Source organism: Bacteroides sp. MSK.20.12 (assembly GCF_019052435.1).
In the GTDB taxonomy this organism is placed as follows: Bacteria; Bacteroidota; Bacteroidia; order Bacteroidales; family Bacteroidaceae; genus Bacteroides; species Bacteroides xylanisolvens.
The window spans coordinates 25,276-49,711 of record NZ_JAHQVH010000046.1 but is presented as its reverse complement, the minus strand read 5'-3'; the positions used below and the strand labels follow the sequence as shown (position 1 = coordinate 49,711).

The 24,436-nt window shown below is 38.7% G+C and carries 16 protein-coding genes; 12 read left to right on the top strand and 4 right to left on the bottom strand.

The window, feature by feature from the left end:
- Positions 1-230: 230 nt before the first annotated feature.
- From KTR06_RS19730 to KTR06_RS19715, 4 genes are all read right to left on the bottom strand, one after another.
- Complete coding sequence (locus KTR06_RS19730; RefSeq protein ID WP_217290738.1) at positions 231-1,664, bottom strand: hypothetical protein; 1,434 nt, start codon at positions 1,662-1,664, stop codon at positions 231-233.
- A gap of 256 nt (positions 1,665-1,920) precedes the next feature.
- The gene (locus KTR06_RS19725) at positions 1,921-3,297 is read right to left on the bottom strand and encodes a VPA1262 family N-terminal domain-containing protein (protein WP_217290737.1); all 1,377 of its coding nucleotides are present in this window, start codon (positions 3,295-3,297) and stop codon (positions 1,921-1,923) included.
- Positions 3,298-3,377: 80 nt separating this feature from the next.
- Positions 3,378-4,547 (bottom strand): PD-(D/E)XK nuclease family protein, encoded by a 1,170-nt coding sequence (locus tag KTR06_RS19720; protein WP_212135202.1) that lies wholly within the window; start codon positions 4,545-4,547, stop codon positions 3,378-3,380.
- A gap of 69 nt (positions 4,548-4,616) precedes the next feature.
- The gene (locus tag KTR06_RS19715) at positions 4,617-5,105 is read right to left on the bottom strand and encodes a hypothetical protein (protein ID WP_008775756.1); all 489 of its coding nucleotides are present in this window, start codon (positions 5,103-5,105) and stop codon (positions 4,617-4,619) included.
- 936 nt (positions 5,106-6,041) lie between these two features.
- Here KTR06_RS19715 and KTR06_RS19710 point away from each other — a divergent pair.
- From KTR06_RS19710 to KTR06_RS19655, 12 genes are all read left to right on the top strand, one after another.
- Positions 6,042-9,011 carry a TonB-dependent receptor gene (locus KTR06_RS19710; protein ID WP_004313109.1) on the top strand — a complete coding sequence of 990 codons (2,970 nt, stop codon included), beginning with the start codon at positions 6,042-6,044 and terminating at the stop codon, positions 9,009-9,011.
- A gap of 20 nt (positions 9,012-9,031) precedes the next feature.
- Complete coding sequence (locus KTR06_RS19705; protein WP_229077673.1) at positions 9,032-10,615, top strand: RagB/SusD family nutrient uptake outer membrane protein; 1,584 nt, start codon at positions 9,032-9,034, stop codon at positions 10,613-10,615.
- Positions 10,616-10,652: 37 nt separating this feature from the next.
- Positions 10,653-11,546, top strand: a complete 894-nt coding sequence (locus KTR06_RS19700; RefSeq protein ID WP_151929238.1) for a Calx-beta domain-containing protein — start codon at positions 10,653-10,655, stop codon at positions 11,544-11,546.
- 35 nt (positions 11,547-11,581) lie between these two features.
- On the top strand, positions 11,582-12,070 hold the full coding sequence (locus KTR06_RS19695; protein WP_055235047.1) for a peroxiredoxin: 489 nt from the start codon (positions 11,582-11,584) through the stop codon (positions 12,068-12,070).
- Between the two features lie 33 nt (positions 12,071-12,103).
- Positions 12,104-13,708: a DUF6029 family protein gene (locus KTR06_RS19690; RefSeq protein WP_217290736.1), complete on the top strand. Its 1,605-nt coding sequence runs from the start codon at positions 12,104-12,106 to the stop codon at positions 13,706-13,708.
- Between the two features lie 35 nt (positions 13,709-13,743).
- Positions 13,744-14,841, top strand: a complete 1,098-nt coding sequence (locus KTR06_RS19685; RefSeq protein ID WP_118220073.1) for an Omp28-related outer membrane protein — start codon at positions 13,744-13,746, stop codon at positions 14,839-14,841.
- 5 nt (positions 14,842-14,846) lie between these two features.
- Positions 14,847-15,965, top strand: coding sequence for an Omp28-related outer membrane protein (locus tag KTR06_RS19680; RefSeq protein WP_118220074.1), 1,119 nt, complete (start codon positions 14,847-14,849; stop codon positions 15,963-15,965).
- Between the two features lie 9 nt (positions 15,966-15,974).
- Positions 15,975-17,039 (top strand): Omp28-related outer membrane protein, encoded by a 1,065-nt coding sequence (locus tag KTR06_RS19675; RefSeq protein ID WP_149939236.1) that lies wholly within the window; start codon positions 15,975-15,977, stop codon positions 17,037-17,039.
- Between the two features lie 21 nt (positions 17,040-17,060).
- Complete coding sequence (locus KTR06_RS19670; RefSeq protein ID WP_217290735.1) at positions 17,061-19,277, top strand: hypothetical protein; 2,217 nt, start codon at positions 17,061-17,063, stop codon at positions 19,275-19,277.
- A gap of 76 nt (positions 19,278-19,353) precedes the next feature.
- A complete protein-coding gene (locus KTR06_RS19665; RefSeq protein ID WP_371745222.1) occupies positions 19,354-21,897 on the top strand; it encodes a PL29 family lyase N-terminal domain-containing protein in 2,544 nt (847 codons plus the stop codon).
- A gap of 35 nt (positions 21,898-21,932) precedes the next feature.
- On the top strand, positions 21,933-23,777 hold the full coding sequence (locus KTR06_RS19660; protein WP_217290733.1) for a S41 family peptidase: 1,845 nt from the start codon (positions 21,933-21,935) through the stop codon (positions 23,775-23,777).
- 121 nt (positions 23,778-23,898) lie between these two features.
- On the top strand, positions 23,899-24,432 hold the full coding sequence (locus KTR06_RS19655; RefSeq protein WP_254306446.1) for a hypothetical protein: 534 nt from the start codon (positions 23,899-23,901) through the stop codon (positions 24,430-24,432).
- Positions 24,433-24,436 lie beyond the last annotated feature (4 nt).

The following is a 24,436-nucleotide window of genomic DNA, read 5'->3' as shown; positions in this document are numbered from 1 at the left end:
TAAAGGTTACGGCGCAAAGATATGGCGGCTAACAACTTATGTCAAGGCGGAAAATAGAATGGTTACACTAAAATATGTACTATATTCATTGTAAATATTAGATAGAGAAGAACATATAGCTCTGTTAATTTCTAATACAATTGTGTGCGATTAAGTGAACTTTACTCATACCTATGGGCAATCCTTCAAAGTGGTGACATGTTCTTTTAAACGAGAAAAAAATGAAAATCCTATTTCTTATGCAAAACTTGCGATATGATTTCTTTTTGTATATTCTCATCAATGATTTCCATTTTTATTTTGTTCAGGAATTCCATTTCTCCTTTCTTGTATTTTTGATTGATGATAAGGGCAGCTAGTATCAGTACATGTTTGTAATACCGTTCTATAAAATATTTATTATCGCAGACATGTATTTGGCGAAATAGACTATCTGTGACTTTCTTCCAAAATACCTCTCGTTCTATTTCATCATTGAAAGCTTCAGAAGCACTAATAAGCAGTAGTTGGCAGCAGAATATGAAACATTCTGATTGTAGCTTATCATAAAGATCATTCTCTGGCGTCGCATTCCATCCCTCATACACAATATGGCATAATTTCGATTCCTTTTCTAATAGTAACTTGCCGGAATCTCCCATATGCGTTATTGCATTGATCATTGTATTGAGATTAGCAATACTGTTAGAATCCAATGTTGGATACCATTTATATGTATTATTCTTTATATTATTAATGATAGTCTTTATAGCCGATTCTAACTTAGATACATTGGGCTCTTCATCATTGAGGAGTATATCTATCACAAGTATCAAGTAGTCAAAGTCTCCCGTATCTATATCCAAATAGGCTGCATTATACTTATTAATAATATAATCCTTTATCAATTTAGTCAACTTATTATATGCTTCAGAATGTACATCTTTCCTGCCATCTCTTTGTTTCAGTGTTGCTGCCCATCTGGTTAGTTCCTGCTCTGTGAAACATATTCGTAGTTTTTCAAATATCACTTTTACATGAACTTTTAAATGAGTCTTCCAATTATTGTATTTGAGTTCACCTTGTCTTTGAATTTGAAGAAAGCTCTTATAATAATCATTGTCTTCATTCAGTGTATAAGAATGGAGGTTTACAGATACTTGTTGACTCCATTCGAACCAATATTCTCTTATCAAGGCAGCCATTGTTTTAGGATATTCGAAATGGTATTTTTCAAGATTATGGAGTATTGCAAGAAAATGTTGCTCTGCTTTAAGTTCCATAATAAGTGCCGATTGCAGAAATAAATGTTTTAAGTTTTGTAGTAGAGTGAGCCATTGCAAATAATTGCCTTCTCGTAGTAACCTGTTAGAAAGTATATAATATTCACCAGGTAAAAATATATAGCAGGAGTGACAATGATAAATTTGTGAAACATCGTTTTGCAATTCTTCGTCACTTTTTCCTAATAATAGATAATTGAACGTTTCTTCTTTACCATGAGCACAAGAATGGGAACGTTTGAGTACATCGTCAGGATCGAGTGTCATGTTATTGTAAAGTGCATCTGCTATTGATTTTGCTTGCAACTCTTCTTTATTATATGTATGTGGGGCTTCCTTCCATTTTATGACATTACATAATTCATGGAAGTTTCTATTCGGAATTTCAATATCCAGATTCATAATGTCTTTATTTTGCTAATTGAGATTTCAGTGAGTTCAAAACTCTGGTCAAATGAGTAATATGTTTTAATAGCTTCCCTTCCGGGCTTGCATTGAGCTTAACTTTGCGTTGGATATAGCCGTCAAGTGATTCCGAGTTTTCTGTGTCATTCCACCATCTTTCAAAGTTCTTACGCATATATTCTAAACTACCTTGTGGTATCTTGCAAATAGAAGATGCTCTGTTGCCAAACTCATTTAATGAAGAACCAATAAGCTAGCCACAATCATCAATGATAATAAAACGATCGTGAATAGACAGATTCTTGGTAAGCGAACGACATTCTGCTACCTCTCTTCCTACTTTTCTGTTGTAGTAGTTGATGCAATCGTTCAATTTTAATAGATAGTCTTCGGAATCTGGTGCGCTTATATTACCTAACTGTTTCTCACTGTTGATAATTCTCACTTTAACATCAAGTTTTTCCATAAAGAATATGTACTTTTCGAAATCTTCTTTCTTGAAATAAGGATCACAAATGAGACATTCGTTTTCTGCAGAGTTGAGTAGTTGCATGACATATTCTCTTGCCTTTTCTTTGTTTTCTTTATTCTGATTAGTATCTGCACTAAAAAATACAAACTCCATGTGTTTTTCATTCAATTCAGCTAAACAACGCGACTCATCATCAGCAAGGTTATCCTTTAATTTTTTATTTGATTTCCTTCTTTTCTTACCATTCAAGGCGATTTTTGTTACAGTTACAGTTCTTTTGCTGCCATCTGATTCACTTTTCTCCAATTCAATTTCTTTAGATGAAAAAGTTTCATAACTGAATTCTTTTCCTAAAAAAAAGACACGTTTATTCATCCAAATTAGCTCACCATCGTTATTGAATATCTTTATGCCAACTTGCAGTGAGAAGAATGGTAGCGGAATAAATATATTCGCTGATCTGCAATCAATAACTGTATCCGTTTCAGTTATAATGTTACTTTCATTATCATACTGCGTTATTCTTACCTTTAAAGAATCTACATATGGCTTCCTGAATTTCATTTGCATATGAAGTCCATTTGGTTTTTCGGATACCCGAAAGTCAATATTCCGAAATATCTCATTATTATGTAGGATATATACATTACCGATATGGCTGGTATATTCCATAATGTCATATCCTAAATGTTTCTTTGTGAGATATGAGAGTTTTGGGAGCAAACCTTTCAACTGAAGAAGTTCCTTCAGCATTTGAGAATTAGGATCAAAGAAACCTTTCAGTCTGAAAGAACATTTGCGTTTAGGTAATATATCTGGTAAAGTAATCAATTCTTTTTTCTCCAATTCTAGAAATAGCTTTCCTAGGGGATTACCAGAGGGGTATTGCATAAAAGAATCATTCAAAAAATAAAGAGGCATTCCATATATAGTAATTTCATCCATAGGAGCTTGAGGTAGAATGTCGGTATCAATATCCTCTATTAGTAGTCCGGTACGGAATGGAGCATCGTCTCTACCACGATCGAGAAAACATTTTCTTGACATTGATGGATTGTAATCCTGCATATCATCCAAAATATTCTCAATAACAGTAAGTATATTATAATACTTATTCTGTTTTATGTCTTTAAGGTATAATATGGTTCGTCGTATCATATTGGATAGAAGTGAGTGTATACTTTCATAATCGTCTGTTTTACAGGAATTTTCATACAATCTTCCATTTTTTTGAATTACTACATGGGCAAGTCTCTGGATTCTATCTCTTCTATTATTTGCGTAACTTTGTTGATAATCCAATTGGCGACCTCACCAGTTTGCATGGGTAAGTAACTACTAGTGGAGTGCCAATCTTTACAAGGAAGCCATTCAGAACCATAAGGCCACCATTCATTGTTTGCTGAATCCGGTCCAGAAAAACATGATAGTTGAACACGAGGCAAAGTTCGATCTTCGCCAGCAGATTTATAAGATTTTGAGACACCAATATAAAGATTCTTCCAATCCGAATCTCTTCCATTATCTCTCGTTACAGTTATATAATGAGACCAATTTTGTTTTTTGAATAATATAGCCGGACCTTCATTCCCTTTTTTGACTTCAAAAAACAAGCCCATTTGGGATGCGAATTCACCTAATGGTTTAAATACGAATTCATTCCTTAATCTATTGCTAATTTCAGCTCTGTTATCCATCAAGGCCACAACAGCCTCTATATTATTGATGGCTAAATCTACTATTTTATCACTACTATCTTTATTCATATCTTGTCCGGTTATTTGTTTAATAAGTGTTATGTACTGTGAAATAGTCTCTCTTGCCAACGGTTTGTCGTATGCCAACATAACACACTGCGACAACCAATAGAGAATATGCTCATCGTATGAGATACAATGATAGTCAATCTCTTCGTCTCCCAATGAATCTTTGCTTGCCTCATGACCATCAAGGGTAAGATAAATCAGTTTGAACCCTTTTGGAAAGTGTTGCTTTCCATAGTTGTTGTATCGCAGTAACTGATGGTGTTGATCAATAGCATATATCTTATTCTCAATGATTACTGCATGTTCTCCATCCTCTAAGATTATATCAATGCGCCCACCAGTGGACTCTGTTCGCTCACCAATGTATCGTTCGACTATATTGGTTTTACAGTTGGAAATATAATCTTTGTTTAAGCCAATAGCTGCAAGGAATTCTTTAAGTAGAGCATCTTTCAGTCCATGACTTCCGTTTGGATTTAACAACTCTGCAAGAAATGCGGAATGTAATCTTACCTCATCAGACCATAGTCCAAGCATGTTGAAAACATTGAAGTAATCTCCGTTTCGTTGCTTCTGCTTCATCCGTTCTTGCTCAACAAGACATACCTTGTCTATTTCGATTAAAAATTCATTCAATTCCATAGTTTAGACATTTTGTTGCACACAAAAATAATAAAAAACGATCCATTTTATATGGAACCTATAAAAGAATCACCTATTTTTCTCCTCTTTCATCATCTTTCTCCACCTCTGAAACGCCCTCATTAAACTTTCTTCTTCCACTAACCCTACCATATTATAATGTTCGACAAAAGTTTCCATTGATTTTTTGAACATGATGCCGTGGCAGTATTTATTTTCCAGTAGAAATTCATAAAGTTCGGCCCTCATTTCTACTTCCATTGCTTTTTCAATGATAAGTGCACTGTTATGACCTATATAATTATATACATTTGGATTTTTACCGTTTCTGGGATGGGGGAGGGTGAAGGTAATATTTCCGGTTTCGTGCCATGAGGCGTTGGGAGGGTGGGGAATGGATAGCTGGTGGAGAAAGTGGTAGATGGGCTGGGTGTCGAGAAGATGGATCGCGGAAAGTGAGGAAGAAGAGCGGTCTGGAGGTACGTCGAGGTGATTTTTGTAGCGCATGTACATGTAAGCCGCTAGATAGGGCTTGATCTGAAAAGTAACTGTAACCATTGTTTTTAGATTTGATTTGTAAAATATTTATCAGTGGAGTACCGTGTTTGATATTGGTATCCGTTTTCTTTTGTTGAAAATTTTACTTAAAAAGAAAGGCCGGGAGGACGCTTTTGTAATGCTTTGCTTTTCAGATAGTTACATAAGTGGGTTTTGGTTTTAAACCAACGGGTCGTTCCTTTTAAAGGAACGACCCGTTGCACACCGAGAAACACCTCGTTGGTTTTAATGCAACGAGGTGCTCCTTAAAATCAAGAGATAAAGCTAGAATAAATTTCTCGAAATTTTGAAATCATAAAATAACTTGTTTGTTTTTGATGTAAATAAATAGTACTGTTGTATATTTACTTGTTTTTATCTATATAAAGAAATATACAGAGTGTCATATATGAAGAAATTTTAGATGAAGTCTATTTAACATAGTTTAAATGAGCCTCTTTTATATTTCTGATTTTATTTTATGTTTAAGGGAGATTTAAAATATAATTATAATGTAACTGAAAAGTAGAATAGGAAGGAAATCCAAGTAAAATGGCTAATAATAGCTCCTTAAAACGAAAAAGCACTAAGTTCTATCAGAACTTAGTGCTTTTTCATATTCTATTCTTATTAAAATAAATATATAGTTCTTAAAATACAAATTATATCTCTTTTTCGGATTGTATTTATTAACAGTTCCGGTTTGGTATTATATAATGGAACAAAAGTATATATTCTTTTTGCAAAAAACAACGAAAAGACATATTTTTTTTATGGAATAGTCATCTAAATTGATTGAAAAAGTAAAATCAAGCAACATTTCTTTCCAGAATTACATATTTGATGTAAAAACACTACAAAAACAATGGATTATAATTAAGTTCTGATAGAACTTATCTAAGTGTAAAAAGTGAGTTTAAATGTTTTAGGGCTATTTAATAATTTAAAAAGAGATTTATGAAGAAAAAATTAGCGCTGCTATTTGGATACCTTTTTATAGGTATCGGGCTGATAACAGCTCAAACGCAGAAAGTCACGGGGACAGTGATTTCCGATGATGACAAACAACCTGTTGTAGGGGCTTCAATTGTTGTAAAAGGCACTAACTTAGGTACAATAACAGACATAGACGGGCATTTCACATTATTGAATGTGCCAAATTCAGCAAAAATATTACAAATCTCTTATATCGGTATGAAAACGGAGTCGGTTTCTGTTCAACCGACTGTTAGAGTTATCTTAAAGTCTGATACACAACTGATGGATGAAGTTGTTGTGGTAGGTTACGGATCAGCAAAGAAACTAGGGTCTGTAGTCGGTTCGGTAACAACGGTAAATAATAGCAAGATAGCCAATAGACCGGTTGCTAATGCCGGAGATGCATTACAAGGTCAAGTTGCCGGTTTACAAGTATTTACTCCCAGTGGAGAACCAAGTGGAAGTGTTGTAATGCGATTGCGTGGAGTCAGCTCGATCAATTCAAATACAGAACCTCTCTTTATTCTCGACGGTTCACCTATATCATCCGGAGCATTTACAGCATTAAATCCGAACGACATCGAAAGCATGACCGTATTGAAAGATGCTTCCTCAACAGCTATATATGGTTCTCGTGCTGCTAACGGGGTAGTAATAATGACTAGCAAGAAAGGAAAAATGGGACAGAAAGCCCGTGTTAGTATCAATGCGCAATATGGCTGGTCGAGAATGACTGGGGATAACATAGAGATGATGAATACCGAACAATGGCTTAACCTGCAGGAAATGCTGGATCCGGGAAAAGCATACGATACTACATTTCAAAAACGGAAAAAGTTCTATATAGATAATGGTATATCTACAGATTGGGCGGATGTCTTCTTCGGAGATGCAGCTCCTACACAACAATATGATGTAAATGTGGTCGGTGGTTCCGAAGGTATCAACTATTATATTTCATTTGGACATTATGATACAGAGGGAATTATGGATGATTCCTCATTGCGCCGTGAGACTTTGCGCAGTAATGTGGAAGTAAAGGTGACCGACTGGCTGAAAGCCGGGATTAACGTGAACCTTTCCTATCAGAAATATAACACGACAACTTTCGGAACGGAAGCTAATAGCGTTTATAATAAAGCGTATGCTGCCCGTATTTATCGTCCTGACCAAACAATAAACGAGATATTGACAGACGAAGAAGGTAACTTTACAGGATATGGAAAACGATTGGACTATTTTGACGATATGGGATATTATAATCCGTATTACTTGGCAGAACTTCAACCGAATGACCGGAGTACGGTACGTATCAATGGCAATACCTTCTTTAATATAAACCCAATAAAAGGATTGAATATACGTACCTCGCAGGCAGTAGATGCCTTTGATTATCGTAACTCCCATAAAGCCTATCCGGAAGGCCCCTTTGAAGGGGCAGGGGTGGCGTCCGAGTCTTTCGAACGTTATTATTCATTTACTTTCACCAATACGGCGGAATATAAGTTCAGTCTGTCAGACAAGCATCTTTTTACCGTGTTGGCCGGTCAGGAGTCCATTATCACAAAGAATGAGAATTTCTCGGCAACTTCTAAAAAAATGGTAGATTCACGAATGATGCTGATGGCAGCTGGAGCAGAGTCAGAAGTGCCGATACATTCGATGTATGACAAGGTTTTCAATTCTTATTTCGGCACAATCAGTTATAGTTTCGCTGATCGCTATTATGTCGATTTGGCAGCACGGCGGGACGGTTCTTCTCTGTTTGCCAAAAACAACCAGTGGGCAAACTTTTATTCTTTGGGAGCCATGTGGGATATGAGAAAAGAGAATTTCCTGCAGAACGTTTCATGGTTGAACAGTTTACAGTTGAAAGTGAGCTATGGAACAACTGGTAATTCCGGTATCAGCGCCTATAATGCGTTGGCATTGGTCGGCTCCGGTTTGCTGTATAACGGACAACCGGGTATTGCTCCTTCTACCGTCGGAAATGATAACCTGACATGGGAAAGCATGAAAACACTGAATGTAGGCATCAGTACAAGAGTGTTTGACCGTTTTTCTGTAGAACTGGAATTTTATAACCGTCAGACGGACGATATGTTGATGGGTTATCCATTGTCATACACTACCGGACATGGTAGTAGTGTGGAAAATGTAGCAAGTATGCGTAATCGTGGTTTCGATATTACTCTGGGAGTGGATATTCTGAAAACGAGAGATTTCTCATGGAGTGTCTCCGGAAACCTGAATTATAATAAGAATGAAATAACTAAACTGTTTAACGGATTGGATGAATATACCTTGCCCGATACTGGTTTAAAAATGAAGGTCGGCAAACCTTGGGGAGAATATTACTATGTGAAATGGGCAGGAGTCGATCCGCGTGACGGATATAATATGTGGTACGACAAAAATGGAAATCTGACGAAGAGTTACTCCGAAGAAGATGCAGTTTTTGTCGGCAAACAACGCTATGCACCATGGTCCGGTGGCTTTGGCACCCAGTTCGGATGGAAAGGGATTTCTGTTAGTGCCGACTTCTCTTTTATGCTAGGCCAGTATATGTTGAATAATGAGCGCTTTTTTACAGAGAATCCCACTTTTGCAGGTTCGGACAATCAAACTGTAGAAATGCTTACCATGTGGCAGAAGCCGGGAGATATAACCAGAATTGCCACTCCCGACTCCCCGATGCAGTTTGATACGCATTTACTGGAAAATGCTTCATTTATGCGTATGAAAAACCTGACTGTCGGGTACACCCTTCCGGCCAAACTGATTCAGAAAACAGGAGTAATCAGTAACGCCAGAATCTACTTTGTAGGACGTAATTTACTCACAGTGACTAAATATAAAGGATATGACCCGGAAGTAGACAGTAATATCCAATTGGGTAACTATCCCAATACGAAACAATATTCTTTCGGAGTCGAACTAACTTTCTAAAAACATAAAGAATGGTGAATATGAAGAAAATATCTATGATAGCATTGACTATACTGACACTTGGGGTGACTTCTTGTGATATGGATAAAATGCCATACGATGCTGTTCCTACAGAAGAAGCGTTAACGACCATAGTCGGTTTTGAAGAAGCACGTGCCGGTATATATTCCGTATATTTAGGACTGACAGGAGGAAGCTATGTATTAGCTCCGGAAGTTCAGGCAGATGCCTTTAATGCAGTGGCGGATTTCTCTAATAAATATGGTGAGTTGCACCGTTGGACTTTCGAGAGCACCAACTCTACCGTAGAAACAATCTGGTCGAACTACTATGCCGCTATTGGACGTGTCAACTTCTTTATTGACGGGGTAGGTAAGATCGATGAGAATCCGGAAATCGAATTGACTGAAACCCAGAGACAACAGATTAATGTGTATGAGGGGGAAGCGTATTTTACAAGAGCATACTGCTACTTTTATCTAGCTACTTTATTTTGCCGCGATTACGATGTAGCTACCGCAGCAAGTACTCCGGGACTGCCGCTTCAGGTAAAATATGAGCCTAAACTTTCTGCTACCCAATATCCGGGACGATCTTCATTGGAAGATACTTACAAACAGATATTGGAGGACCTCGAAGAAGCCGAAGAACGTATCGAGACTGCAAAAAATGGCATTGCTGATTATGACAGGTATATTAATGGTGCATACGTGACAGTCAACACGGCTCCCAAGAATTGTGGGAATTATATCACGGTAGATGTAGTGACTGCTTTGAAAGCGCGTGTTGCCCTGCAAATGGACGACTATGAAAATGCAGCCAAATATGCAGGTGACCTAGTTAATTCGAACAGATATCCATTATCGAACACAGCAACAGATTTTGAAAGCGTATGGAAGAATGACAAGGGAACGGAAACCATCTGGCAGATTGCCATGACTAGTGCCGACGATGCCGGTGTACCTCTGGGGACTATTTTTATCGGTTATCCGACTACAAAGAAGGATTATATTCCTACACAAACACTGATTGACCTATACAATGAAAAAGATATCCGGCTAAAGACTTATTTCGGGAAATACCACTTAACCGTATCGTCAGGTAATGCGGCGGATATCTATTTCTTTAATAAATATCCGGGCAATGAATATTACAATGCATTAGGAAGCGAAACACGCTATTTGAATCAGCCGAAACCATTCCGAATTGCTGAAATGTATCTGATTGCCACTGAAGCTAATGCAAAGATTGGAACGGCAGCTGCTGTGAAAAAGGGTAATGACGCTTTGAATGCATTAAAAAAAGCGCGAATCGAGGGATGGACTGATGCAACCTACGATCAGGAAGCTTTATTAAATGAAATCATGAACGAACGGGAACGGGAGCTTGTAGGTGAGGGATACCGGTTGATGGACTTGAAACGTTGGGGGAAAGGTGTGAAGCGTGGAAAACCGCAAAGCAAAGGACTGGTGCTTTTCCCGGGACAAGCAAGTACTGACGGACTGGATAAACCTGTGGATGACCAGCGGATGCTTTGGCCTATTCCTAAAACAGAAATGGATGCCAACCCTCAATTGGCAGGTCAGCAGAATCCGGGATATTAATCAATGAATAACGTAAATTATCAAACACTTGAGTAAAATGAACTATCTGAAAATATACACCCTTTTTCTATGTGCCGTTCTGATCGCCGCCTGTTCGGACGATGAGGAACAGTTTAATTCCGGAGCGGCTACGGTAAACTTGCAGGAAACTGCAATGACGGTGAAAGAATCTGCCGGTTTGTGTACTGTGCCTGTTGTTGTGACGGGCGAACATACCGGAACTATTCGTGTGACGTTCGAATTAAAAGATCATAACGCCAAAGAGGATGAAAACTATATTGTCACAACCAAAACGTTACTTATTCCTGCCGGGCAGGAAACAATGAATTTTGAGTTTAAGACCGTTGATGACAAGCTTGTTAATGACGACCGTTCTTTTGATGTTGAAATTGCCGATGTGAAAGGGGCGTCTATTGGTGAGAACAAGCGACTGACGGTGACTATCAAAGACAATGATTCCAGTTTTTATGAAACGCTTTCAGGAACTTGGGTATTTACCGGAACGGCTTCTGCCACCAATGTTTCCAATGTGCCAGTGGGATTCTCCGTTAGAGTAAATACAGCGGAAGAAGGTACGGAGGCATACGAGCACTATCTAGTCTGCTCGAATAAGAATGGATTTGATCCGGATAATGATATTGAATGGGAATTTAGTTGGCGGTTGCATTATGAATATGATTCGGAGGCGCAGAAAACCTACCTGTCCATTGTGCCGGGTGAAGATGTCGCTTCTTATGGCCCGTATACTATTCGTTTCAGGAGACTGGCTTTGGACGGAAGTACTTCTGACGTATATCGCGGAGAATATGATGTTGAAACTAAAACTGTCACTTTCGAGAATGCCAATTTGATAGGCGATATGTATAAGGACGGCTTGATACAAATACAGAAATTCAGGCTATTTGGCTGTAAGATGGAACACATCAGATAAAACAAGATTATTAACATAACAAATAAAAAGAACTTATGAGAGCATTAATTGTCTGCATTACGCTGTTGTTCGCTTTTCTAACTTGTACCATGGCACAAATACCATCAGTCAAGGTTGAAAATACGAAAGGAGCACAGGTAAATACCTCCTCCCTGGTTAATCACAAAACACCTATGATTATTTCTTTTTGGGCAACAACCTGTAAACCATGTATTCGTGAATTGGACGCTATAAATGAACAATTGCCCGATTGGTTGGAAGAAGCTAATTTCCGTGTAGTAGCTGTTTCGACAGATGACAGCCGTTCTACTGCTAAAGCGCGTGCATTGGCAGAGGGACATGGATGGGATGATTTTATCATGTTGTATGATAAAAATCAGGAATTCATGCGAGCTATGAATGTGAGCCTGACTCCACAGGTATATGTAGTGGATGCAGATGGGAAGATTGTCTATTCACACACCGGGTATGCGCCGGGAAGTGAGCTGGAACTACTGAAAGCGATAAAAAAACTACAGAAATAGAAACTGTTATTATTCATAGATAAACGCAATGACATGACTAGAATAAGAATTCAGGTGTTGGCTTTAGTAGCGTTAGTGTCTACTCTAACCTATGCGCAGCAAGATAACAAAAAAGGTTATCTGACAGGGAGCTTTGAAACGAATACGATTTACTACAAGGATGATAGTAAGACAAAAGCAGAATCTCCGGAAGATCATTTCGGTTCGAACAATTATCTGAAACTGGATTACTATCAAGGTAAGTTTGCCGTAGGTGTACAGTTGGAAGCCTATGAACCGGTACTGGTGGGATACCCGACAGAATTGGAGAAAGCAAAACTAACCAACTATTACGTATCTTGGGCCGACAAGGATTTTTCCGTAACAGCGGGTACATTTTATGAGCAGTTTGGGAGTGGACTGCTATTCCGTAGTTGGGAGGACCGTATGCTTGGTTTGAATAATGCGGTGATGGGAGCACGTTTTACTTACAATTACAAGAATATTGTAAGGTTGAAGGCCATTTGGGGAACTCCACGTTTTGGTATGGACTTTTCCGACACACAAGTACGTGGCGTAGATGTAAGTTTCTCCTTATCTGAAATGCTTAGTTGGCAAAATACGTCCTTGAGTATCGAAGGAGGGGCATTGAACCGATATGAGAAAATCAATATCGACCTCGAAGAAGAAGGGGGAAAACCTTATTCGAATGGCTTCTCTGGACGGGTAAATTTTGAACGCTCCGGATTTACAGCGAAAGGTGAATATGTGGACGGTGGCAATAAATATTATAATTTCATCCATGATGACCAACTTTATGCAAGGAAACGTGCCAATGCGCAATTGCTGGAGCTGGGATATAGCGGCAATGGGTTGGGAGTAAATCTGACCGGGCGCCGTTTGGAATGGATGAATAGTGAGATTATTGCCGGTAATGGTTCGACTTCGAATCTGTTGAATTATGTCCCGGCTATGAGTACGCAATATACCTATATGTTGACCAACTTGCATCCTCATACTCCACAAATAGGAGATGTGACAAATGCAGTTAGCGGTGAGATGGGCGGACAATTGGATGTCTTTTATCATTTCAAAAGAGGAACGGTCATTGGAGGTAAACGCGGTTTGAAATTACATGCTAACTTTTCTACCTATTATGCTTTAGAAAAAGAAGGAACAGCCCAGATAGGTAACTTGGCATTTCGTGACTTTAGTGTTGATGTGGAAAAGCAATGGACAAAGTCATTCAAAATGAACTTGCTTTATTCTATGCAAGAATATAGCCCTTCGTACGGAGCGAATAAAACGACTAATCTATCGAATATTTTTGTAGCAGATTTGCAATATAAGTTCACGCCTTCTTTTTCAACTCGCATGGAGTTGCAATATCTAACTACAAAAGAAGATCAGAAGGACTGGATGGCAGCTCTGTTGGAGATAAATTTTGCTCCGGCATGGAGCATTTACGGAAGTGATATGTATAATCACGGCAAGGATAAAATCCATTATTACAATGTGGGAGCCAGTTATGCCAAGTCACGTACGCGTATAGCCTTGAGTTATGGTCGTAACAAGGAAGGGTACGTCTGCTCTGGTGGAGTTTGCCGGACGATTCCTAAATATACAGGTGCCAACCTGACTATAACTACTTCATTTTGAGTTCATCGAAACATTTATTAATTAGAATATAGAATATGAGAAAATTTACAATGTTTTTTATGTCAAGTCTGATATGCTTGTGCGGATGTTTTACAGCGTGCAGCGGTAATTCTGACGACAATGGTGAAGAGCCGGATAACGGCGAAGTGACAGGACCTATTACTTTGACTGTGGATAAAGCCAAGATTGAAGCCAATGGAACAGATGTGGCGACTTTTACGGTGACTGATGCCAATGGAAAAGTACTGACGACTTCCGAATATATGAAGAATGTATATTTTGAAGATGTAACTACCGGTGATTATTTGGAGAGACGGACCAATACGTTCTCGGCAGTAGAGAACGGGACACATAAGTTTAAGGCATATTACCTGGACTGGGAGTCGGATGAAGTTTCCGTAACCGCACAGAATCGTAAGAATTATGAACTTTTCTATCGTAAAGTAGGTGTCTTCAAAATGACGGGAACTTGGTGTACTTATTGTCCGGCCATGACTTCGGCATTAAAGAAAGTGGAAGAACTGATGCCGGGACGTATGGTAAAAATGGCTTTTCATTCTTCCAGCAGTTCCGCCACTGACCCGTTCCATTTGTCACAGACAAGCACAATCATGGGCCGTTTTGGAGCGTCCGGTTTTCCTACCTGTATCTATGATTTGAAAGTCATGTCGATAGACAGGAACGTGAGTGCTATCAAACAGACTTTACAAAGTCAAATCCGACAATATCCGGCAACCTGTGGAATTAAGGTAAATACATCTTATAATTCTTCTATGGGTGAGATTACGGTGGATGCCGCACTGAAGTCGAGCTTGGGAGGAGAATATGACCTTGTTTATGTCTTGGTGACTGATGGCTTAACAGCATCCGGAGGAAATGAGACCTCGTACGATTATACAGTAAGAGCTATTTCCAACAATTACCTGTCGATGTCAACCGACGGACGGTTTACTGTGAGTGCAAACGAGGAGCACACTGCCGCAACTTTCAGCATTTCTAATGCAAAGAACCTGAATCCTGCCACATCGCGTGTAGTGGTTTATGCATTGCGTAAAGTGGATGACGCGTATATGGTGGATAATATAACCGAATGTTCTATCAATGGTAGCATAGACTATCTCTATAATGATTGAGGCTTATGAAAAAAATATACTCGACAATTCTACCAATTGTAATGATCCTTTGTTTAGCAATGCTGTCATCCTGTTCCGGCAATTCGGACGAAACGGAGAATGGAGGGACGGATGACGGCATTTTGCGTATTACAGCTGATAAGACGGCTATACAGGCAGATGGAGTAGAAAAAGTGACCTTCACGGTCAAACTGGGTACAAAAGATGTAAGTGAAGAAAGCACAATGAACCTGATTTTGGTAAAGGAATCGGGAGAGGAAAACCTGGATTATGGTGTTCGTGCTTTCAGCACTTCAGTGCCGGGTACGTATGTCTTTAAAGCCCGCTATTATGAAGGAAAAGCAATGGTCAGTGAAAATGAAGTGACCGTTCAGGTTGCTCCCGTATCAGGAGGAACCAGCTATTATCATAAATTACTGGGGATGCAGTTTACTTCTATCGGGTGCCAGGCCTGTCCGGCGCTTAGCACTACATTGAAAGCAATTCAGACTGAACAACCGGGGCGATTGGCTATCGCTTCTTTCCACATGGATTTCGGAGGAATGACGGATCCCATGAGTACAGCAGCTACCAATAATTACCGGACTAATATTCTCGGTAATTTCTCGGGACTGCCTCGTTTCTTTTACAATCTGCGTAAGGGTACTAAAGAAATGATCAGTATCAAGAGCCAGATTGAAGAAGAGCTTCAGAAAGAATTAAGTAACTATCCGGCTTCTTGTGGGGTAGCTGTTGAGTCTGTGTATAATGCTTATGACCGTACAGTGAAGATTACTGGCAAATTAACTTCCAACGTAACAAACACTTATCGTTGTTTGATTTATCTGGTAGAGGATGGAATCAAATACTTTCAAACGAATGGCGCGAATGATTATACGCATAATAATGTGGTACGTGCAGTGGTGTCCACATCGTTGAACGGCGACCGTTTTAATGGGGAAGTAAATGCGGGAGTGGAATCTACCATGAAACGATCTTATCAATTGGAACCAGGATGGAATGTGGATAATATGCGTGTGATAGTGTCGATGCTGACAACTTTGGATGGAGGAAAGACTTATACGTGTAACAATGTAAATGAGTGTAAACTTGGAGAATCAGCAGATTACTTGTATAACGAATAAAGAAGAGTTATGTGTATAAATGTCTATAAAATAATATTGCTGGTCTGTATGTGCTGTGTGGGAATATGCTGGATTTCCTGTTCAGGCAATTCCGATGATTCGGAGCAGACGGAAGTGATTTTGAGCGTCGATAAAAATACGTTGACTGCGGACGGAAAGGATATTATAACCTTTACGGTAATGCATGCGGGAATAGATGTAACTGCTGATGCAATCATCCGTTCCGTGATGGACGGACAAACTTTGGATGGAAATACCTTTTCTACTTCTAAAGCCGGAACCTACGCTTTTGAAGCATCTTATGGCAAATATGTATCCAAATTGATAACAGTAGTTGCAAAAAGTACATCAGGTACAGTATCCAATTTTGTGAGACGCATCTGCGCAATGGAGTTCACCGGAACATGGTGTGCCATGTGTCCGGCAGGAATGACCCGCCTGAATTATCTGATAAGTTCGAGTTACGAGGGAATTGTTTATCTGATGTCATTTCATGTTGATGGGACAAGTGCCGATCCAATGACAATTGAACAGTCATCGATTCTTTCCAGAAAGTTTGCTATCTCCGGTTATCCTTCATGCGTGGTTGATATGCGTGGGACAATGGGGCTATCTGAAAACTATAGTGTCATGCGGGCTATATTTAATGAGTCTTTGGAAAAATACCCCGCTCATTGCGGAGTAGCTATCAGCTCTGTTTATAATGAGGTTGATTCCGAAGCTAAAGTTACTGTGAAAGTGACTTCGGAGAAAACGGCTGATTACCGCCTGGTATTGTATGTTGTTGAAAATGGATTGAAGTATCAGCAAAATGACGGAGGCAACTATCGGGACTATACACATAATCATGTAGTCCGCAAATTACTTTCTGCTTCTGTAGAAGGTGACAAACTGGGACAAATTGCAGAAGATAAGGAAGAAGTTAAGGAGTATACTGTGGCATTAGACGATACATGGAAAGCAGAGAATCTTTCTTTTTATGCATTAGTAATGGATGAAAACGGCTATGTAAACAATTTGGCTGTTTGCGAAGCAATAAACGGCAATGCCGATTATGAATATGTAAATGATTAATCACATTTATCACTTAGAATTATGAAGAAGAAATTAATTAGCTTATTATTTTTATTAGGGCTGGTGTTAGTTATAAGCCCTATGGTGCTATCGTGTTCGGATAAGGATGAACCTGCTGTGGAACCTGACGTGCCGGTGACCCCGGATGTACCACTTCCTCCTGTACCAACTCCAATCAGATGGGTAGAAAACGAAGTGGATGGTGGTGAACGTGGGGTAGGCATCAAAGTGACTAGCAAAACTACCAACAACTTTGTGTTTGAATGTACCCCGGGAGATAAGGTGCAATCTTATCGTTTGGATGTTTATCCTTTATGTCGTATGTATAACTACTTATTTGAAAGTGGCGGTTCAGGTGCAAGTGAAGAAGAAATCGAAGATTTGATTCTGAAAGCTCTCTATAATTCGGAGGGTGCCGGTGCTTATACTTTCAACAGGAAAACATTAGGAGATAGTTACCCGAATACAGAGTTTGACTGGACAAATTCCAAATATGCTCAATCGGAGATTGTGCCGGGAGCAGAATATTTGATTATAACGGTAGGGTGTAATGATGAAGGCGGACAAAATCCGGCTGATATGAAAATCTGTTATTTGAAAACTCCTTCAGGAGATGTAGCAGGCCATCCTCGTGTTGAAATTGATGTTAAAGCAAGTTATCAGGCAGCTGCCATTCAATATGTCCCCAATGAGGATTGCAAGTATTTCTATCAGTTCTGTGCGGATTCCGAACCTATCGATGCGTTTATTGAAGCTTATGGACAGAATATGTATATCGACTTTATGAGACACTGGACACAGACATCAGAAGATGCACAGGTACCTGAAGAAGAATTATTATATATAGTTGATTTTGGATATAATGCCGATTCGAAAAGAAAATTTACGGCTACTACTATCGGACTGGATGAGAATAAGAATAAAGGAGATTATGTACGGCAGGATTTCCAATTGAAAGAAATTCCTGATAATCCGGACGAGGCGGAATGTGACCTGAAGATTGCAAAAACAGGTGCTTCTATTGTTAACATGGATGTAAAAATGGAGAAAACTTGTTATGCCATGTTTTATCGTATATTCAGCGCTGCTGACTGGGCACCTTATGAAAATGCCGATGAAGCAACAATGACGGCATTGGCACAAGCTTTAGATCAAGAAGGATGGGGGATTAAGAATATAAATTTCAGTCAGGAAGGCTCGTATGCAACTACAGATTACCAACATGCTCTTGATCCTAATACTTCTTATGTTGTTGCTTATGTAGGTCGTAATATGTATGGACAATTATCAGAAGTGAAGACGGAAACTTTTTCTACCAAAGCACGAGTAACGGATAATCCGGGAGCATCTAAAGCTACGATAGATATTGCCATTTCCGATCCGGGACGGACAAGCCTGAAATTAACCTATACTTATAATCAGGAAGCGGCAGTATATTATCATCAATACATTATGACGCCGGATTTACTTGAAGAAGGTAATAAGGCTGAACTGATTAAATATCTGATGTCAGAAAATTCAAATATATGGGCTGCGAATGCGAATGGAGGAGTAGAAAATTTTAAATGGACCGGTTTGGATCCTGGAACGGAATACACATTCGCTTATATGGCAGAAGACTGGGATGGCGTATTGACAGATGTGAAGATTGTGAAAGCGACGACTGAAGCTATTATAGCAGGGCCGAATCCAACGATGCAACTGAATGCCTATATGAGTGATTTGAATAACTTTACAGTTCAGTATTCTATTGTGAAGGATGTTGCCAAACTATATTATACCATTACAGAAGATAACTATTCCGCAAGTGGTGATTATACTTATCAGGAATGTATGGATGTATGGAAAGAGCATTGTCTGGATTATGGTTTATCAGGTGTCAACTCAACTACTCAATCGTATGATAAGACAAGTGAAGCCAAACGACTGGTTGCTTTATGTGTGCCTATTGGTGCCGATGCTGACGGAAATGAAGTAATTGGCGACCTTTATACAGTATTCTATGATAAAGAAAAAGGTATTATTACTGATCCTTCCGTATTATTCCCTGATGCTCCGAAATTGAAAAAAGGAATAAAGGGAATAGCGAAACCTCAAGTAGTGAAGAAAGATAACCGGGTTCCTGCAAAATTGATTGTTAATGAACAAGTGAAAGTGAATACTCCGGGAGTCATGAGAAGTGAAAGTGTTATTTATCTTGATTTGAAGAAATTGGGTAAACATCCTCACTCCAAATAAACATCGGCAAAACTAATTTACCGCACGATAGTGTGTAAATCTATCGTGCGGTTTTTCTCTAATCATTAAACTTTTTATGGGTATGAGAAGAAATCAATTTTTAGGTGGCATAGGAAAATGTATGTGTTTCCTGGCTGTATGTGTTATGACATTTTCGTCATGTTATAATGACGATGATTTGAAGAATTCGATTTCCGGTTTGGAAGATCGCATGGATAAGTTAGAAGCTTCTTTGCAAAGTGTACAAACTGATATTTCCACATTGAAGACGCTGACTGATGCTTTATCTCAAAATAAATCAATTGCTTCTGTGTTGGAGAATGAAGACGGAAGTTATACAATTAAGTTTTCAGATAAGACGGAAGTAACTATTCGTAATGGTGAAAACGGAGAAGATGCTCCGCAAATAACTGTGATAAAAAACGAAGAAGATGGCGTTTATTATTGGGGAATAACCAGTACAGACGGCAAGAAGACATTCCTGAAAGATGGAGAAGGGAATATGATGCCCGTGACGGCTGCTGCTCCTAAAATTCGCATTAATACGAATACAAAAGAGTGGGAGATTTCGACAGACGGTGGAAAGACTTGGGAACCTACGGGTGTGTATGCATCCGGCGAAGGGACGGGGGATACCTCTCTTTTCAGTGGAGTAAGTCAGGATGATGATTATGCATATTTCACTCTGAAAGATGGCACAATATTAAAGTTGTCGAAATCTAAGGAATTGAAATGTGAAATATTATCGGGAAAACAATATTTTGCAAACGGTGAGGAGAAACTGATTTCGGTTGAAATGAGTGGTATTTCTAAGTATACCGTAACGAAGCCTGACGGTTGGAAAGCTTCATTGACAGGAAAGGGATTGACTATTATTGCTCCTGTTGCAGAGAATCAGTATGCAGAAACGGGGGGCAAAGTGGCAATAATGGCTGTTGCGTCTAATGGGCAGAGCATAATCTCGGAGATTCCGGTAATAATAGGTGAGGCTCCTGTTACTATATCTGTTGAAGGCCAAACGGTTTCTACTATTCTGACGAATGGTGTAGAAATGTATTATTTGGGAGTGCTGGAAATTAATGAATATAGTGCAGAGGCCGTAGCTGAATTAGTGAACGGATATGCTGCCCGTATGTACATGAAGACAGCAGCTCTTGATAAAGTTCCATTGGCAGAACTGATAGGTAAGGATCCTGAAGCCGGAAAGACATATATGATTTGGGCAGTACCTCCATCTGAAGCTGGTAGTGAATATTTGCCTGATGACGTGATTGCCAGCGTGATTAAGACTGCTGCAACAGTAGAACTGAAGGTTTCGGATATAACGTTTGAAGGTGCAACGGTTTCTGCAATCAGAAAGGGTTGTGACGTTTATTATACAGGGATTATAGATAAGCCGAATTATTCACCTGAAAGAGTTATTGAAGATCTGGCTTATGGGGGAGGAACTAAACAATATTCGGATTATAACGGGCCGTTGGAAGGTAAGGTGTTAGATTTTCTTCCAAAGGTAATACCTGGAACAACGTATGTACTTTGGGCTATTCCTTATAAAGAAGAAAAAGGGTATAAAACAGAAGAACTGGTAGCTGTGGAGATTCCTGTGCCTGCGTTGACGTATGACGGGACAGCGACGATAAATATTAATAGTGTTGTTACTACGGTTTCAAGTGTAAGTGCGACTATTACTCCCGGAACTGACTGTTATAAGTTCTATTATTCTTATATGAAGGAGCAAACTCTGGCAAATTATGGTACCGACAAGGAAGTTATTTCCTATCTTATTAAAAATGGAGATTCTTCCAAAGAGGTAGAAAACTTTGAAAGAGCCTCTTTAGAACCGGGAACAAAAGGCTTTTTTATTGCAGTAGCATTAAATGAAAAAGGGCAACTCGGGTCATTAGTCAAAGTACAGGCTGATTCCAAAGAAATATCTTATAATTCATCAATCTCGGTAGACGTGGCAATAGAGGCAGGAACTGTGTCTACGACTTTAACGTTGACCCCGACTGGAAATCCGGAAAAGTTCCGTTATGTTCACATGAAATTGAGTGATTTCAAAAACTATCCGTATTGGGGAAATGAAGAAATGGTAAAACAAGCATTAATTATGAATGATAATGTTACTGAAATTGTTGCTGCTGAACTGAAAAATCATCAACTGGTGATCGAGGACATAGCATTTAATTCGGAATATGTACTGTTCATGATAGCAGTTGATACTGATGGTAACCCTTCTTCAACCATAACAAAGAAGGAATACACCAGTGCGAAGCCGACTTACGTGCGAAAAGACAGAGACCCGGATTTATGGAATGCCAGTGTGCCGGAAGTGACGATTGACAAGATAGAAAAAGATAAGTTTTATACCGTTTCTTACACTGTGAAACCTAAGGCTGCCTGCAAAGTATTTTATGTATTTGCCGGACCGGCAGATTATCTGACTGGTATGTATGATGAACAAATCAGGTATGTAATGAAAAACGGAGTAAAACAAACAACTACTTATTCGGGAAGTGCTTACGGAACATTACCTACTAATATCAATATAACCTGGATGGATGAAGAAGGACGTTTTTATGAGGTTTCTAAAACCGTAGTAGAAGCTCCGGCACAATAATCTTTTTAATTTTTCTAATTTAATAATAATGATAGATGAAAAACTTATTTAATAGCTTTTATAGTATAGTATTGCTTGCCTTGTGTCTGATTGCTTTCAGTAATTGTTCAGATAGCGACGACGGGGGAGATGTCGGTGATACTGATAATGGAATCACTGCGATTGGTACTGAAACGGAAAAGACGGTTTCTATTTATGGAGAGACTGTTGAAATTTCGTTTACGGCTTCTGGAAAATGGACTCCTTCTCTACAATATTCTACAGGAGCAGATTGGGCTACTATAACTAATACCAGTGGTAATTCTGCTGCCGGTAAAGGGGGATTAAAGGTGAAAATTAATAAAAACGAATCCGGAAAAGAGCGAGTATTGACTGTGGTTGTGCAAGTGGAGGGATATAAAACTCCTGTTACAGTATGTACTATCACACAAGGAGGAGGATCCGGAGCAGCAGAAGATCTAGCTCTTAATGAGTATATGGATAAATTTTTGAAGGAACATTATCTCTTTAAAGAAGAATATAATACACTAGATGTAGATTATGCATCGGTTTCTTATGATAATTTTCTGTCAACTTATCTTTTACCAATGAAAACCAATATAGAGGATGGCGGAACTTATCGTGCATTTTCAGTCAATGCAGGCAAGCGTTATATCTATTCTTATATTATGGAAACTGGTTCCAGTAGAACTCGTGCAAATACTCGTGCAACAAGTGTTGTAGGATCGGGACTTGGAACGTTTTTCTCTTCTTACATGCCGGATAAAACAACTATTGGATTAGCCATTGGATATGTATATCTAGAATCTCCTGCTCAAAAAGCCGGATTGAGACGGGGGGATGTAATCGTTGCTGTGAATGGTACGACTTTGAATAAGAGTAATTACCAGCAATATATGAGCACTTTGTTTTATGCAGGTGGAGGTGAAACTTTTAAGATCGGCTATAGGCGTAAAATCTTTGATGAAAACCGGGGCGACTATGATTTGGTGGATGGAACTACTACATTAACCACTGGTAGTTATAATAATAGTCCTATCTTGAACTCAATGTTTATCAAAGACAAAAAAGAGAATAAATTCAATATCGGTTATTTAGTTTATCTAGGTTTTGATTTGAATTTTGAGGAAGACTTGAAATATGTAATTCAACAGTTCAAGGCTGAAGGCATCACAGATTTGATTTTGGATTTACGTTTTAACAATGGAGGTTCTGTTGAATTAGCTCGTTATTTAGCCGCTTCTATCGCTGGTACATCACATCGTTCGGATGTATTTATGAGAATGCAACGTAATTCCGGTGCAGATGAATATATCCGTTTTGGAGATGGTGATGATCTAAATCTTAAATCTGTAAGAATCATCTGTTCGGAAGAAACGGCTTCCGCCAGTGAATTGATAATTAGTGGATTAAGAGGCATCGATTTTCCTGTGAAATTATTTGGTAGCCGCACGGAAGGAAAGAACGTAGGAATGGAAGTGCAAGAATATAAATATGGAAATAAATATTATGAATTTGCTCCAATTACTTTCCGTTCTTTCAATGCAAAAGACTGGGGAGATTATGCTGACGGTATTGACCCGGATGTCATGTTGAATAATCAAAACTCAAGCTATGAAGATGATATTGATAATGTATTCCCTTATGCTTTCGGAGATTGGGACAATTTTGATTTCAATTATCCATTATATTGGGCGCTATGCGATGTTCAAGGGGTGGATCCGACTACAGGAGAACCGGTGAAACGTAGTGGAAGAGCTGTTTTGACACGTTCTTCAAAAGATGAAATCATCAGAGTACCATCTGTACCTTTGAAACGCCCTGCGGGAACTTTTGGCTCGCTCATTTACAACAAGCCGGAAGTAGAAAACTTATATTAGTAAGACTAAATCTCTTGTGAAATAAATTTTCTCTTAAGTTAAAGGGGATGCTTCTCGATAAGGTGTTAGTGAGAGCATCCCCATTTTGCTTCATAAATGAATAGAAACAAAATGGAATATTATGATGAATAAATCGTTATATAAATTAATCATATTCATTGGAATGTTAGGATTAATAAGTAGTTGTTCGGATGATGATTCTGAAAGTAAATCACAATATGAAGTCGTGGATAATGTGGTAACTAACTGGTATTCAACCTCTCATTACGAAAAAACACTACCTTTAAGTGAATTATTATGTATTGGGGAGAGTGATAAATGTCCTTTGTCTAATACATACATATCAATAGTAAATTATGATTCTGAATATCCGATAGTCATACCGAGAGGTGCCTATCAAGGGAATGAGTATGGATTTTGGATAGATAGACCTGTACCTGCCGATGGGGCTATGAAGGAAATATTTGATTCTAATTGGTATACGACTGTTATAGTATTATATGGTGGTGAAGGAACATACAATTTTGCTGTAAGAATTTACAATCCTACTTTAAACAAATATTTTGTAACCAAGCCATATCAATTGAAAGTATGGAGAGAAGGAGCAGAGGGGGAGTATAAGTGGTTTCGTTCTATTACGCAGGTAAATAATTAATTAA